General features: G+C 69.0%; 15 protein-coding genes. 6 read left to right on the top strand and 9 right to left on the bottom strand.

The window, feature by feature from the left end:
* Positions 1 to 20: 20 nt before the first annotated feature.
* Both LY41_RS14450 and LY41_RS14445 read right to left on the bottom strand, forming a co-directional pair.
* Positions 21 to 536 (bottom strand): HtaA domain-containing protein, encoded by a 516-nt coding sequence (locus tag LY41_RS14450; RefSeq protein ID WP_253864509.1) that lies wholly within the window; start codon positions 534 to 536, stop codon positions 21 to 23.
* A 287-nt stretch (positions 537 to 823) separates the two neighbouring features.
* On the bottom strand, positions 824 to 1,075 hold the full coding sequence (locus tag LY41_RS14445; protein WP_253864508.1) for a metallothionein: 252 nt from the start codon (positions 1,073 to 1,075) through the stop codon (positions 824 to 826).
* Between the two features lie 188 nt (positions 1,076 to 1,263).
* Between LY41_RS14445 and LY41_RS14440 the strand changes: the two genes are divergently transcribed.
* Positions 1,264 to 1,878, top strand: coding sequence for a DinB family protein (locus LY41_RS14440; protein WP_253864507.1), 615 nt, complete (start codon positions 1,264 to 1,266; stop codon positions 1,876 to 1,878).
* 115 nt (positions 1,879 to 1,993) lie between these two features.
* On the opposite strand, the gene LY41_RS14435 is transcribed toward LY41_RS14440, so the two are convergent.
* On the bottom strand, positions 1,994 to 3,022 hold the full coding sequence (locus LY41_RS14435) for an NBR1-Ig-like domain-containing protein (RefSeq protein ID WP_253864506.1): 1,029 nt from the start codon (positions 3,020 to 3,022) through the stop codon (positions 1,994 to 1,996).
* 311 nt (positions 3,023 to 3,333) lie between these two features.
* Between LY41_RS14435 and LY41_RS14430 the strand changes: the two genes are divergently transcribed.
* The 3 genes from LY41_RS14430 (at position 3,334) to LY41_RS14420 (ending at position 5,480) form a co-directional block, all read left to right on the top strand.
* Positions 3,334 to 4,254: a peptidoglycan-binding protein gene (locus LY41_RS14430; RefSeq protein WP_253864505.1), complete on the top strand. Its 921-nt coding sequence runs from the start codon at positions 3,334 to 3,336 to the stop codon at positions 4,252 to 4,254.
* Positions 4,255 to 4,430: 176 nt separating this feature from the next.
* Positions 4,431 to 5,291 carry a M23 family metallopeptidase gene (locus LY41_RS14425; RefSeq protein WP_253864504.1) on the top strand — a complete coding sequence of 287 codons (861 nt, stop codon included), beginning with the start codon at positions 4,431 to 4,433 and terminating at the stop codon, positions 5,289 to 5,291.
* A gap of 27 nt (positions 5,292 to 5,318) precedes the next feature.
* Entirely contained in the window at positions 5,319 to 5,480 is a 162-nt protein-coding gene (locus tag LY41_RS14420) for a hypothetical protein (RefSeq protein ID WP_253864503.1), read from the top strand.
* 385 nt (positions 5,481 to 5,865) lie between these two features.
* Here LY41_RS14420 and LY41_RS14415 read toward each other — a convergent pair whose 3' ends face one another.
* The 5 genes from LY41_RS14415 to LY41_RS14395 form a co-directional block, all read right to left on the bottom strand.
* Positions 5,866 to 8,235, bottom strand: a complete 2,370-nt coding sequence (locus tag LY41_RS14415; protein WP_253864502.1) for an ATP-binding cassette domain-containing protein — start codon at positions 8,233 to 8,235, stop codon at positions 5,866 to 5,868.
* 45 nt (positions 8,236 to 8,280) lie between these two features.
* Positions 8,281 to 8,727 (bottom strand): nitroreductase family deazaflavin-dependent oxidoreductase, encoded by a 447-nt coding sequence (locus tag LY41_RS14410; protein WP_253864501.1) that lies wholly within the window; start codon positions 8,725 to 8,727, stop codon positions 8,281 to 8,283.
* 7 nt (positions 8,728 to 8,734) lie between these two features.
* On the bottom strand, positions 8,735 to 9,154 hold the full coding sequence (locus LY41_RS14405; protein ID WP_253864500.1) for a VOC family protein: 420 nt from the start codon (positions 9,152 to 9,154) through the stop codon (positions 8,735 to 8,737).
* A gap of 9 nt (positions 9,155 to 9,163) precedes the next feature.
* Positions 9,164 to 9,601, bottom strand: coding sequence for a helix-turn-helix transcriptional regulator (locus LY41_RS14400; protein WP_253864499.1), 438 nt, complete (start codon positions 9,599 to 9,601; stop codon positions 9,164 to 9,166).
* Between the two features lie 198 nt (positions 9,602 to 9,799).
* On the bottom strand, positions 9,800 to 10,261 hold the full coding sequence (locus LY41_RS14395) for a cytidine deaminase (protein ID WP_253864498.1): 462 nt from the start codon (positions 10,259 to 10,261) through the stop codon (positions 9,800 to 9,802).
* A 223-nt stretch (positions 10,262 to 10,484) separates the two neighbouring features.
* Here LY41_RS14395 and LY41_RS14390 point away from each other — a divergent pair, with 223 nt between their 5' ends.
* Both LY41_RS14390 and LY41_RS14385 read left to right on the top strand, forming a co-directional pair.
* Positions 10,485 to 10,904 carry a YciI family protein gene (locus tag LY41_RS14390; RefSeq protein ID WP_253864497.1) on the top strand — a complete coding sequence of 140 codons (420 nt, stop codon included), beginning with the start codon at positions 10,485 to 10,487 and terminating at the stop codon, positions 10,902 to 10,904.
* The gene (locus LY41_RS14385) at positions 10,901 to 12,127 is read left to right on the top strand and encodes an RNA polymerase sigma factor (RefSeq protein ID WP_253864496.1); all 1,227 of its coding nucleotides are present in this window, start codon (positions 10,901 to 10,903) and stop codon (positions 12,125 to 12,127) included. Before LY41_RS14390 ends, LY41_RS14385 begins: the two co-directional genes overlap by 4 nt.
* A gap of 791 nt (positions 12,128 to 12,918) precedes the next feature.
* On the opposite strand, the gene LY41_RS14380 is transcribed toward LY41_RS14385, so the two are convergent.
* Positions 12,919 to 14,112: a low temperature requirement protein A gene (locus LY41_RS14380; protein WP_253864495.1), complete on the bottom strand. Its 1,194-nt coding sequence runs from the start codon at positions 14,110 to 14,112 to the stop codon at positions 12,919 to 12,921.
* Positions 14,113 to 14,130 lie beyond the last annotated feature (18 nt).

The raw sequence follows: 14,130 nt of genomic DNA, 5'->3' as shown, positions 1-14,130 counted from the left end.
CGGCGCAGGTCACGGGCGGTTCATTCCACAGGTACGGCGAAGGTGACGGGGTCGAGCGGCAGGCCGGCCGCGTACTGCTCGTCGAACAGCTCGACACCCTGCTCGGTGAGCCGTGCGGGAACCCCGGACCACACGCGAAGCCCCTGATCGGCGACCGGGTCCGCGGGCTCGAGCGTGGCGAGCGGCATGCGCACGGAGGTGTCCGGCCAGTGCTCGACGTCGACGACCGTGAGCACGGCACCGTCGGGAGTGAACTCGACCCACGGGTCCTTCAGCATCACGAACAGCAACCCGGCATGACCGACGAGCCGCACGTCGCCCTGGAAACGGAGCACGTCCCCCGCTGCGTGCGCAGCGGAACCGGTGCCCGAGGCCCCGGCCGCGCCCTCGCCGACGGCGGGTTCGAAATGGAAGAAGCTGCCGTCGACGACGGACCCGCCGTCCTTGGCGCCGCAGCCACCGTCCCTGAGCCGGGACACGTACGCCACGAAGCTGCGTTTCAGGCCCCAGGTCAACCCCGGTCGACCGACGTCCACGCGACCTCCTCGTCGCTCGCCGGAGTCACGAATCGGGCACGACGGTACGGGATCGCACCACTGGGCGACAGTGTTCGCGCGCCGCTGTCACGGCGGCTCGCGCGGCGTTTCGCGCGCCGCTGTCACGTCGGGCAGGCCGGCACGTCGCAGGCCGGCCGGTGCCACTATTCCGGCCGGTCACAGACCTCCCCGAGTTTTCCGGAACCGACAGTACCGACAGTACCGACAGCGGGGACAATACCGCCGAACCGGCGGCCGGTGCGGCAGGAGGCGGTATCGACGAATGCCTATGCGGTGCCGACGGCGTCCTGCAGCTCGGCTCCGATACCGGTGGCCGTGCGGGCACAGTGCGCGCAGCAGAAGAACCGGCCGTCGACCGACGCCCCGTGGCCGATCACCCGGCAGCCGCAGTGTTCACACACGGGCGCCAACCGGTGAATCGCGCATTCGAACGAATCGAAAACGTGCACGCCGCCATCCTGGGTACGAATCTCGAACGTCAGCTCGTAGTCGTTGCCGCAGACCTCACAGGCGGCCATGGCCGCTCCTTCCTTCGGGATCCATCAGGGCACGCATAGACGTTCCCGCATCTCTCGAGCGGAAACCTCGCGGACGAATCGCTCTCGCGGCCAGGCACCACCGGCGAGCCGAGCCCGAGAACACCGCCCGGCCCTTCGACCGGACGGCTGTGTCGATCACGTTTCCCGAACGGCTTAGGCTCACCGTGGTGAACGATCGAGCACCGGAAACCGGCGATCCCGGCACGCAGACCGGAACCCTGCTGCGATACCTGCAGCAGGCACGCGACGCGCTGCTGTGGAAACTCGACGGTGTCGGCGAGTACGACGCCCGCAGACCTCTCACGCCGACCGGTACGAACCTGCTCGGCCTGGTGAAACACGCCGCAGGAGTCGAGTTCGGCTACTTCGGCGAGACGTTCGGCCGCACCCCGCGCGGCGCTCCCGCATGGCTCGACGAGGTGGACGCCGACCCCCTCGTCGACATGTGGGCACAACCCGGCGAATCCCGCGAGGACATTTTCGCGCTGTATCGCACTGCCTGGGCCAACACCGACGCCGTACTCGGCGACGCGAACCTCGACACGCTCGGTCACGTCCCTCACTGGCCTGCACATCGCAATCCGGTGACGCTGCACCAGATCGCCGTGCACGTCATCGCCGACGCGCAGCGGCACGCGGGACACGCCGACATCCTTCGCGAGCAACTCGACGGCGCGGTCGGCTACACCCGATCGGCCTCGAACCTCCCGTACGAGCAGCGTGCGGCATGGCAAGAACACGTCGCGAAGCTCGACGAGGCGGCCGCGCTGTTCCGGCAGTGACCCACCGGAAGGCGGGCCACGTCCGCGCGGCACGGCACGCCGGTACCCGCCGACGGCCGCGCACCGCCCTACCGGACGGCGAGGCCACGCACGTCGGCGATGCGCTCGTTACCTCCTAGTCGCTCGGACCCGACGAGCCGGCGCGGACGTGGACGAGGAAGTACGCAGGCCGGTACTCCGGCAGCAGCTGCCTCCCGGTGTGATCGACCATCTTCCAGTGCACCTTGCAGTTCGTGGGCTCACTCGCCGCGCGCGCGGTCACCGGCACCGTCACCTTCTCGCCAGGGGGTGTGTCCGCGATCCGGACGCGTCTCGGGGCGGTGCAGTGGCGCGGGCCCTGCTCGTGATCCATCCGCTGCAAGTAGCGGCCCTTCCACTCCACCGTGCCGACGTTGTGCAGTTCGAACGTGCGCGTGAACTGTTGCCTCGGCGCGACGACCGCACCGTCCTGGATGCCGAGGTCACGGGACAGTTTGCTGGCATCGCCCTCGTGCACCGGTTCCGTCAGCGCCTCCGGCTCGGGTGAGCTGCTGGTGTCGCCGCTGCCGCCCTGCTGGTCGCCCGCCTCGGCACGCCCGTCGTCACCGCCGAACATCCACAGCCCGGCCACCACCGCGACCACCGCGAGGACCGCCACCGGCACCGCGAGCCAGCGCCGCGAGAATCGGCGACCTGCCGACGAGTCGCCGACCGCAACACCGGCGCCCGAGTTCTCGTCCAGCTCGGCCGTGTCGACGGGGAGGCCGGTTCCGTCCGACGCGGCTTCCGAGGATGCTCCCGGGGACGCCGCCGTGCCCGCAGCGTCCGCCGACTCCGCCGAGTCATCGGTTCGGGTGCCGTCGGCACGGCCCGCGCGCTCTGCCGGTTCCGGCAGTTCCCCCGACAGCACGGCGCTGGTGCGGCGGTACCGCGCACACCACTCCGCTTCGTCGCCGCCGCAGGCACGCACGAACTCGCGCACCGTCTCCCACGGCTGCAATCGGCGCCCGGTCACGGTCAGATGGAGCGTCGCGTGCGACACCGCACCCGAGAGCTCGGCCATCTTGCGAAACGACGGATTCCCCGCCTGCTGTCTGAGTCGCTTCAGCTCCGCCATGAACTCCTCGAGCGCAGGCGACCTCTGCTCACCTTCGGCATCGGACACGGCTCAGGTCCTCCTTCTCGAGCGTCTGCGAGTGTGACGCCGGCTACCCCGCAGCGGTTGCCGATCTGTCAAAAATCACGTCCCGGACTTCGGCGGGCGCCCGGAGCGTCACACGATGCGGCGCTCGACCTCCTACCGACCCCGGCTGCCATACGGTCCTGACCAGCTATTTTGCACGGAAACGGGCGGATCCCGGAACTGTCAACCGGTGTCATACGGCGTCAGGAGGATCGCCGAACGCGTTCCGGACACGGGTCGTGTTCGCCACTCTTCGTTCCAGCAAGAACACACCACAGCTGGAAGAGGAAGCGATGAAAGCGAAGCGCCGCACCACGAGACTGGTGCCGACGTCGGTGACCGGCCTCGCCGCGGCGGCGGTGCTGGCCGTCCTGCCGGTGTACGCGGCCGCCGGCAACCCCGGTCTCACGGCCGGAGGCGGCGGCGCGGCTGCGGCAGGCGGTGCCGCCGCAGCCGGACCCGCGGAGCTGCCGAAGGTGAACATGGCAGCGGTCCTCGAGGCCGCGCAGATCGACCCGCAGCGACCGGACCAGACCCTCACCGGCGGGGCGGCCGAGCACGTCAAGAAGGTCGAGCTCGAGCTCGCCGAACGCGGCGTCCTCGAGCGGCGATACGTCGACGGCCACTACGGCACCGCCACCCTCGGCGCCTACTCCGCGTTCCAGCGTTCGCTCGGCTACGAAGGCCTCGCCGCCAACGGCATCCCCGGTCACCGTTCCCTGACGGCGCTCGGCGACCACGCCTTCGACGTCACCCACATCGTGCGCCCCGGCACGCGCGTGACGCTGGACGGCGCGACGTTCAACAAGCGCACCAAGGAGATGCTGCTCGAATCGCAACGGCTGACCGGCGTGACGTTCGACGTCGAGCAGGGGTCGTACAACCCGGGCGGCGACCCGACCTCGGCCGGCACCCATGACGGCGGCGGCGCGGTCGATCTGTACGTCGACGGGATGAGCAGGCAGAAGCGCACCGAGGTCGTGCGCGCGATGCGCGAGGTCGGATTCGCCGCCTGGTACCGCTCGCCCGCGCAGGGCAACTGGGGTCCGCACATCCACGCCGTTGCGCTCGGCGACCCGGACCAGTCCGAAACCGCCCGCGCACAGACCGGCGACTACTACCTCGGCAAGAACGGACTCGCCAACGACTTGCCCGACTACGGGCCCAAGGTCGAGCCGATCCGCACCTGGGAGGGATACCAACGGACGCAATGATCACGCAGGCCGCGCCGAACGCAGCGGCCGCACGCGGAGTGCGCATCGATTTCGATTTCTGAACGCGGGAACCGGCGAGACCCTCCCACGGGTCCGGACGACCGGAACCACACCTGCTCGTTCAATCCCGTCGTCACCGATTCACGTCTCATCAACCTGTTGAAGCGAGGAGAGTCATGAAGTTCCGTAAGATCTCGGCGGCCATCGGGGCCGTCGCCGTCGCGGCGACCGCCACGCTGGTGTCGGTCGGCGCAGGCCAGGCGTCCGCGGCGCCGGCATTCAAGATGCCGTTCAAGTGCGGATACACCGCGACCGCGGCCACGTGGCGGGATCACAGTCCCGAGAACTCCGTCGACTTCCAGAAATCCGGCATCTGGAAGACTCCGGTTCTCGCGTCCGCATCGGGCACCGTCAAGCGGGTCGCCAATGAGGGCAGCACCAGCTACGGCAAGTGGATCGAGATCGACCACGGCGGCGGCTGGACGACCCGGTATGCGCACCTGTACTCGCAGGGCGTCAGCGTGGGCCAGAAGGTCAACGCGGGCACCCGGATCGGCCGCGTCGGCAACACGGGCGGTTCGACCGGTCCGCACCTGCACTTCGAACAGCGCCGCTACGGCTCGGCCAAGCGCGTCGTCCTCGGCGGCAGGAACGTCCCGTACTTCACCAAGACCGATTTCACGAGCAAGAACTGTGGCGGTGGCGGATCCAACCCGTACACGCCCAAGGAGATCTGCGGCAACGGCTTCAAGGTGATCAACCAGCGGGGCCTGGACGGCAACGGCCGCGTGTACCTGATGTACAACACGAACACCGGCAAGAACTGCGTCACCACGATCAAGAACACCAACATCGGCAAGGCCAGCTGGACGGTGTCGTTCCTCGAGGTCCAGGGGCAGAACCGCAAGCGCGACCGGGGCCAGTTCAGCTACTACGCGGGCCCGGTGAAGGCGCAGGCCGCGAACCAGTGCGTCAAGTGGGGCGGCGCTGTCGGCGGCAAGTCGTTCGCAAGCAACTTCGGCCACTGCGGTTCCTGATCCCGAATGCGACGCGGAGGACACCCCATGCGCAAGTCCGCAGCGACGGCGTTGCTGACGGCGGTGGCCGCGGCGGGACTCGCACCGGCCACGGCCGCCAGTGAGCCGAACACCGCAGGGCAGACGACAGCGGCCGGTTCGGTCAACCTGGAGAAGGTCACGTGGGAGGAGTCCCGGCGCAGTAACTGATCGCCCCCGCGGGCCGGTCGAGCCCGGTGAGAACCGTTCGGCCCGCGGAAGGAGTTCCTCCGCCGCACGGGCGAGTGGCACGAGCCCCGGAAGCTCCCTCCCACTCGCGCGGTGGTCCAACCACCGGTCCCACCGGGCCGCTGGGGGTATGCACAGGCAGCGGCCTCCCCCTCGCGCCTTGTCCGTGCATACATGGCCCGGCCTGGAGCCGGCCGGAACCGCCCCGGTTCGTCATCCCCCGAGGACCGAACCGGGGCGGTTCTGTGTGCACACCCCGGGAACTGCAACACGAACCCCGGAATCGACAACACGAACCCCGGACGCCGCAACACGATCCCTGGAAAGCGCAACACGGCCTCCGGAATCGACAACACGGCCCCGGTGGTCAGGCGACGTAGCCGGCGAGGTGCTGGCCCGTCAGAGTCGGGCGGGAGGCGACCAGGTCGGCGGGCGTGCCTTCGTAGACGATCCGGCCACCGTCGTGGCCGGCACCGGGGCCGAGGTCGATGATCCAGTCGGCGTGAGCCATCACCGCCTGGTGGTGCTCGATGACCACGACCGACTTGCCGGAATCGACCAGCCCGTCCAGCAACGCCAGCAGCTGATCGACGTCGGCGAGGTGCAGACCGGTGGTCGGCTCGTCCAGCACGTACACGCCCGCGCCCTCGGTCATCCGCGTGGCAAGCTTGAGCCGTTGCCGCTCGCCGCCGGACAACGTGGTCAACGGCTGTCCGAGCGTCAGGTACCCGAGGCCGACGTCGTCGAGCCGCTTCAGGATCTTGTGCGCCGCAGGGATTTTCGCTTCTCCCGAGGAGAAGAACTCCTCGGCGTGCGCCACCGACATCGCGAGCACCTCGCTGATGTCCTTGCCGCCCAGTTCGTACTCCAGCACCTCCGCCTGGAACCGCCTGCCCTCGCACACCTCGCAGGGCGTCGGGACTCCCGCCATGATCGCCAGGTCGAGGTAGATGACACCAGCGCCGTTGCAATTCGGGCACGCGCCGTCGGAGTTCGCGCTGAACAGCCCCGGTTTGACGCCGCCGGCCTTCGCGAACGCTTTGCGGATCGGGTCGAGCGCGCCCGTGTACGTGGCCGGATTCGAGCGGCGCGAGCCCTTGATCGCGCTCTGATCGACGATCGCGACGTCGTCGCGTCCGCCCAGCGAGCCGTGGATCAGCGAACTCTTGCCCGACCCGGCCACACCCGTGACAACGGTGAGCACGCCGAGCGGGATGTCGACGTCGACGCCGGTGAGGTTGTGCAGGTCGGCACCGCGGATCTCCAGTGCCCCGGCGGCGGCGCGCACCGACGGCTTCAGCGCAGCACGGTCGTCGAGGTGCTTTCCGGTGAGCGTGTCGCTGCCGCGCAGCCCGTCGAGCGTGCCCTCGAAACACACCGTTCCGCCGTCGGTGCCCGCGCCGGGACCGAGATCGACGACGTGGTCGGCAATGGCGATCGTCTCCGGCTTGTGTTCGACGACCAGCACCGTGTTGCCCTTGTCGCGCAGGCGCAGCAGCAGGCCGTTCATGCGTGCGATGTCGTGCGGGTGCAGACCGATGGTCGGTTCGTCGAAGACATAGGTGACGTCGGTCAGTGACGAGCCGAGGTGGCGGATCAGCTTGGTGCGCTGCGCCTCACCGCCGGACAGGGTTCCGGACGGCCGGTCCAGCGACAAGTATCCGAGCCCGATCTCGACGAACGAGTCCAGTGTGGACTGAAGCGTCTCCAGCAGCGGCCGCACCCGGGGAGCGTCGATACCGCGCACCCATTCGGCGAGGTCGCTGATCTGCATCGCGCACGCGTCGGCGATGTTCACGCCCTCAATCCTCGACGAACGCGCGGTCTCGTTCAGCCGGGTGCCGTCGCACTCGGGACACGCCGTGAACGTGATCGCCCTGTCGACGAACGCACGGATGTGCGGCTGCATCGCCTCGCGGTCCTTCGACAGCATCGACTTCTGCAGCTTCGGGATGATGCCCTCGTAGGTGAGGTTGATCCCGTCGACCTTGATCTTCGTGGGTTCCTTGTACAGCAGATCGTCCAATTCGGACTTGCTGAACTCACGCAGCGGCTTGTCCGGGTCGAAGAAGCCGCAGCCGATGTAGATGCGCCCGTACCACCCTTCGGCACCCCAGCCGGGAATCGTGAACGGACCCTCTCGCAGCGACTTGCTGTCGTCGTACATGGCCGACAGGTCGAAGTCGGTGACCCTGCCGGTGCCTTCGCACTCCGAGCACATGCCGCCGAGCACGTTGAAGCTGCGCCGCTCCTTGACCTTCTTGCCGCCACGTTCCGTCGTGATCGCACCGGCACCGCTGACCGACGCGACGTTGAACGAGAACGCCTTCGGCGACCCGATGTGCGGCTCGCCCAGTTTGCTGAACAGGATCCGCAGCATCGCACCGGTGTCGGTCGCCGTGCCCACCGTCGACCGCGGATCGGCAGCCATCCGCTCCTGGTCCACGATGATCGCCGTGGTCAGGCCGTCGAGAACGTCGACGTCCGGGCGCGCCAACCTCGGCATGAAGCCCTGCACGAACGTGCTGTACGTCTCGTTGATCAGCCGCTGCGATTCCGCGGCGATCGTCGCGAACACGAGCGAGCTCTTGCCCGACCCGGACACGCCGGTGAACACCGTCAGCCGCCGCTTCGGCAGTTCGATGCTGATGTCGGCGAGGTTGTTCTCCCGCGCACCCTGCACGCGGATCAGGTCGTGACTGTCGGCGGCCGGCACCGCCGGCGTGTCCATGCTCATCGGTTCTCCAGTGGGTGGGTTCGTCTCGGTCGCCTGCGACACGCCTCAGCGGCGGGTCAGCCGCACGACGGGATATTGCCTGCTGTGTTTGCGCTGGTACTTCGCGATGCGGGGCTGCTCGGTGACGATGCGCCGCCACGCCCGCTCGCGTTCGGCACCGTCGAGAACCTGCGGGGTCACGCCGACGGGCTCCTGCCCGTGCCACTCGGCGGTCGCCTCGTCCGGACGGGCCATCAGGTTGACGTACCAGTCCGGGGCCCGCTCCCCGCCGCCCGAGGCGATGACCAGCCAGGCGTCGGAGTCGTCGTCGGCGAACCAGGTCAGCGGGGTTTCCCGCGGCTCGCCACTGCGCTTGCCCACGGTGTGCAGGATCAACAGGTCCATCCCCATCGAGCGGCCACCCTTGCGCCGGATGCGTTTCGCCGTGGAGGCGTTGGCCCGGTGCTGGATCCACCGCGACAGCGCATTCGGGCCCGAGGTCTTCGCGGTCATCGCCTGCTCACCCCGCCTGCTGGATGCGGATCATGTTGCCGGCGGGGTCGCGCAGGGCGCAGTCTCGGATGCCGTACGGCTGGTCGATCGGCTCCTGGACGACCTCGACGTCGCCCTGCTGCACCCTGGCGAACGCGGCGTCGACGTCCGGGGTGGACAGGTTGATCATGGCGTACGTGCCCTTGGCCATCATCTCCTCGATGAGGCTGCGCTCGGCGTCGGTGAGGCCGGGCGTGGCCTCGGGCGGGTACAGGACGATGGACGTCTCCGGCTGGCCCGGCGGGCCGACGGTGATCCAGTGCATGTCGCCGTACTCGACGTGGTTGCGAACCTCGAAGCCGAGGACGTCACGGTAGAAGGCCAGCGATGCGTCCGCGTCGGCGAGGGGAAGCATCGCCTGGGCGATGGTGAGATCTGTACCGGTCATGGCTTCACGCTAGGACCTGCGTGGCGCGGGCGCTTCTCGATTCCTGATCGGCCTGGTGACCTGTTTCGCCACGCACGCGGGCATGCCCTCGGTCGCCCCGGCCTGCTCCGCCCGGTACCGGCTCGGGGACATGCCGACGAGCTCGCTGAACCGCGTGCTGAACGTGCCCAGCGACGAACCGCCGACCTCGAAGCACACTTCCGTGACGCTCAGATCGCCGCGGCGCAGGAGGGTCATGGCGCGTTCGATCCGCCGGGTCATCAGGTAGGAGTACGGCGATTCGCCGTAGGCCTCGCGGAACCGCCTGCTGAGGTGACCCGCCGACAGGTGCACACCACGCGCCAGCGCCTCGACGTCGAGCGGCTGGGCGTACTCCCTGTCGATCCGGTCGCGCACCCTGCGCAGGAGCGCGAGCTCACGCAACCTGGCCGCGTCGGTGGTACTCACCCCGGTAAGCCTGCCACGAAACCACCACGCCCCGGGAACGGCCGAACGCCCCCAAGGGCACCTTCGGGGCGTCCAGTGCCCCCAAGGGCACCTTCGGGGCACTGGACACAGCCACGCGACCGCGCCTCGCTGGCGCCCCCTCGCTGGCGCCCCCTCGCGGCCGCTCCTCACGACCGCCGCCTCGCGACGGCGTCGGGCTCAGCGCCACGCGACGTCGTCGAAGACGGCCGCCCAGTAGTGCGGCAGCGCCTCGCCGAGCGTGATCCACGCCGGGTCTCCGCGGTCGCCGCCGGGCTGCGGCACCGCGACGCGGACGTCCGGCCCGTGCCCTGCAAGCCGCTCCCGGCACACCCCGCAGGGGCTGAGGACGACGAATCGGCTCGGCGCCTCCCGCGCCAGGCACACCGACGCGACGATCGTCCTGCCGAGCCGGAACGCCGCCGCGAACGGCTCGGTCTCGTGGCAGAGCTCCACACTGGGGTTCGCGACGTCCGGAGCCGTGCCGGTGACGATCGTGCCGTCGTCGAGCAGCATGGCCGCGGCCCCGCGTTCGACGTCGTCGGGAAAGCGGGTCTCGATCAGCTCGCGGCACGCGGACACCGTCGCGGCGAGCCGTTCCGGCGGGGCGGGGTCGGTCGGGGCAGGGTCGATCGGAGTCACGCGCCGCACCGTACGTCAGGGCGCGACACCGGGACGCAGCATCGGAACGAAAGGCGCCAAGGACACTCCTCACCTGCAAAAACAGCCGCACCACCCCCGCCGTGCACGGCGACGGCGAAGTTTGTCGCAGAAAATTCGCCCCACCTGTCGATTTCCGGGGGTGCCCGTTCGACCTCCGGGTGAGAAGCTCCACGAGGGGGCTTCACCGGCGAAGGAGCAGACAATGAAGTTCATGCTGATCATGCGGGTCACCGACGAGACCCTCGAGGCGTCGAAGGATCTCGACTTCAACGAGATGATCGCGGTCATGGGCCGGTTCAACGAGGAGATGGTCAACGCCGGGGTCATGGTCGGCGGTGAAGGCCTCGACCCCCAGGACCCGGGTGTGGTCGTCGATTACTCCGGCGAGACCCCGGTCGTCACCGACGGCCCGTACGGCGAGACCAAGGAGCTGTTCAACGGCTTCTGGATGCTCGAGGTCGCCTCGAAGGAAGAGGCCGTCGAATGGGCCAAGCGCGCCCCGCTGCAGGGCCCCGGCAGCAAGATGGAGGTCCGCCGCGTGACCGAGGTCAACGAGTTCCCGCAGGACAACGAGTGGGTCCAGAAGGAGAAAGGCTGGCGGGAGCAGCTCGGCACGGCGTGAGCGGAGCAGCCGAAACCGTCACGGCCCGGCGCCGGGTCGAGGCGCTGTGGCGAATCGAGTCGGCGCGGATCGTCGGTGCACTCGCGCGGTACACCGGCGATCTCGCGCTGGCCGAGGACGTCGCGCAGGAAGCCCTGGCGGAGGCACTGGTGAACTGGCCCCGCGAGGGCATCCCGCGTGATCCGGTGGCGTGGCTGCTGACGACCGGCAGACGACGGGCGATCGACACGTTCCGCAGGCGGTCGGCCCTCGACGACCGCCTGCCGCAGCTCGACACCGGCCCAGCCCCCGAGCGGCCCGACGACACCGACGACGACGTCCTCACACTGATGTTCACCGCGTGCCACCCCGTGTTGTCCCGCGAAGCCCGGGTTGCGCTGACGCTGCGCGTGGTCGGCGGGCTGACGAGCGACGAGATCGCGCGGGCGTTCCTCGTCTCGACGGCCACCGTGCAGGCGCGCATCACGCGTGCGAAGAAGTCGCTCGGCGCGGCGGACGCGGGATTCGAAGCGCCGCAGGCGGATGAGCTCGGCAGCCGGCTCGCGTCCGTGCTCAGCGTCGTGTACGTGATCTTCACCGAAGGGTCGTCGGCGAGTTCGGGCGGTTCCCTGATCCGGTTCGACCTGGCAGGCGAAGCGCGGCGGCTCGCGAGGGTGCTGGCGCGGCTGATGCCGGGCGAGAACGAGGTGCACGGGCTGTCGGCACTGCTGGAGCTGACGTCGGCACGGTTCCCGGCGAGGACGGATGCCGATGGCGAACCCGTGCTGCTCGAGGATCAGAACCGGCGGTTGTGGGACACCTCGGCGATCCGCAGGGGCAGGGCGGCGCTGCGGTCCGCCGAGCGGATCGGCCGCGGCCTCGGCTACTACGGGTTGCAGGCGGCGATCGCCGAATGCCACGCCGTCGCCCCGTCGGTGGCCGAGACGGATTGGGACCGGATCGTCGCGCTGTACGAGGCGCTGGGGACGTTGGCGCCGTCACCGATCGTGGAGTTGAACCGCGCGGTGGCGGTGTCCCGCGACCCCGCCGAAGCGCTGCCGCTGGTCGACGCGGTCGCCGAGGGACTCCCGGGCTCGCACCAGGTGGCAGGCGTGCGCGGGGAACTGCTGCTCCGGCTCGGCCGCACCGCCGAGGCACGCGCCGAATTGGAACGTGCCGTGTCGCAGTGCGGCAACGACCGCGAACGCACCGTCCTGACCCGCAAACTCGCCACCCTCGACTAATCCCACCGCGCGGGTTGCCTACGTGGGCGCGTGTTCTGCATTCGGCACCACGTGTCCTGCATTCGGCACCGCGTGTCCTGCATTCAGGTCGACGTCCCGGCGACGTTTCCCGGCGTCGTTCCCGGCCGCGAATCGACGCCCCGACAGCTGCCGGCCCGCCGAACACCGACCGGCAGGCGAGTTGTCGATGCGCCGGTAGGATGACGGCCGGCTCGCCCGTTCGGCACGTTTAGCGCAAGCGCCCACGAGGTAGGGCCCTGACCGGGCAACGACAGGAAAGACTCTCGCCTGAGGATCGCTCCGACTCGGCCTCGTATTACAGCTTTGACCTGCGATTTTTTGCACATTTGCGGGCTGGCGTCCGCGGAGTCACCCATGGCACATTGTGGGTGCGTTGGGCAACGTCCCCCAGCGCCGAGGGACTCACCCGGCAACCCCACAACTCGCGAGTGCGGCAGCGTTGTGCGCCGACGGACGAGTCCCCTCGCCAATGGGACGGCGAGCGCGGTCAAGAAAGGAGGTGTCAAAAAATGCGAGTGATCTACACCGCGATTCGTCGCTACGTCGCCGAGCTGAACCGGATGCAGGACGTTGGCCGTGGCCTCTCCACGCACAAGGGAGAGAAGGCCGGCCGCTGACCATCACCGGTAGTCCCAATGGTGTTTTCCGGTCCGGGGTTCACACGCCGCGGTCGAACATCGGGCCGTCACATTCTTTTCGGGTTGAATGATCGGCATGCCCACCGGGGCATGCCGATCTCCTTGTTTCCGGCCCGGGTCCGCGTCACGACGTCACTCGGTCGCCTCGGCGCCGGCGTCCTCCTGGCGTTTCGAGCGCAGCTGGGTGGCGACGGCGAGAGTCGTCATCACGAGGACCACTGCGAGTCCCACGACGATCGGCGGGACGGAGTGCCCCAGTGTCAGCCCGAGAACGCCGATGACCACGAGTGCCGTTGTCGCGAAATACCGTTCGCGGGCCACCGCTCCGGTACGCGAACGCAGGAACAGGATGTTGCCCGCGAGATAGACGAGCGGTCCGCCGACCGTGGTCAGCACCAACGCGGGGTCGGTGTGCTCGTGGGTGATCCGCAGTTCGATCGACACGGCGACGACGATGGCGCCCGCGACCATCAGTGCGTGGGCGTACGCGAACGCCGACCGCAGCGCGCTGGTGCTCACATCGCCCTGGCTGGCCTGCGTGTCGTGTCCCGCGAGCGCGAAGTACGCCCACCACATGACGAACAGCCCGACGAACCCGAACAGCGATGCCAGCACGGCACGTGTGGTGATCGGGTCCATGCCGTACAGCGTGTTGCCCATGATCAGGATCGACTCGCCGAGCGCGATGATGAACACGAGCCGATTACGTTCGGCCAGATGCGCGGCGTCGGTCGGCCAGGTGTGCATGGGTGCCGAACCGAGACCCGGGAAACGGAACTCGAACCGCGGCCCCGAGACGTCGATCAGCAGCGCGACGGCCCAGACGATCAGCCGCGGCACCGTGTCGAGGAAGGCGCCCGCGAGGAACAGCACGCCCGCCGACGCGCTCCACGCGAGCAGGTTCGTGTAGTTCTTCGCGAGGACGTGGCCCCGCATCGCCACAGCCATGAACGCAGGGCGGCCGACCTGCGCGGCCACGTAACAACCCGCGAACAGCAGGCCGTCCTCGGCGAACGCGTGCGGCAGGGCGAGCGCCATGCCCAGCGCGGCGAGCATCAACAGCCCGTTGAGGACGCGCACCAGACCACTGCTCGGGTCGAGCCAGTTCATCGCCCACGCGGAGTAGTTCCACGCCCACCACACCGCGCCGAACAGCACGGCCACCTCTGCGAAGCCGAACCACGTGAGGTGGTCGAGGAGCGTGTGCGAGACCTGGATGATCGTGAAGACATACACCAGGTCGAAGAACAGCTCGATCGGAGCGACCTCCGACCGTTCGCGCCCTTCCGGCCGCAGCAGTCGTGGCCGTGTCGCCTGCGAGTTCACGGGGAATCCTCCAGAAAG

This window comes from Prauserella halophila, assembly GCF_024171895.1.
Classification (GTDB): domain Bacteria; phylum Actinomycetota; class Actinomycetes; order Mycobacteriales; family Pseudonocardiaceae; genus Prauserella; species Prauserella halophila.
Note: the sequence above shows the minus strand (reverse complement) of the source record. Positions and strands in the feature narration are given on the sequence as shown.

Coding starts and splice junctions, on each gene's coding strand:
- LY41_RS14410 (WP_253864501.1), bottom strand. CDS start 8,727: ATGACCGCGAAGACCTCGGGCCCGAATGCGCTGTCGCGGTGGATCCAG.
- LY41_RS14425 (WP_253864504.1), top strand. CDS start 4,431: ATGAAGTTCCGTAAGATCTCGGCGGCCATCGGGGCCGTCGCCGTCGCG.
- LY41_RS14390 (WP_253864497.1), top strand. CDS start 10,485: ATGAAGTTCATGCTGATCATGCGGGTCACCGACGAGACCCTCGAGGCG.
- LY41_RS14415 (WP_253864502.1), bottom strand. CDS start 8,235: ATGAGCATGGACACGCCGGCGGTGCCGGCCGCCGACAGTCACGACCTG.
- LY41_RS14420 (WP_253864503.1), top strand. CDS start 5,319: ATGCGCAAGTCCGCAGCGACGGCGTTGCTGACGGCGGTGGCCGCGGCG.
- LY41_RS14445 (WP_253864508.1), bottom strand. CDS start 1,075: ATGGCCGCCTGTGAGGTCTGCGGCAACGACTACGAGCTGACGTTCGAG.
- LY41_RS14430 (WP_253864505.1), top strand. CDS start 3,334: ATGAAAGCGAAGCGCCGCACCACGAGACTGGTGCCGACGTCGGTGACC.
- LY41_RS14405 (WP_253864500.1), bottom strand. CDS start 9,154: ATGACCGGTACAGATCTCACCATCGCCCAGGCGATGCTTCCCCTCGCC.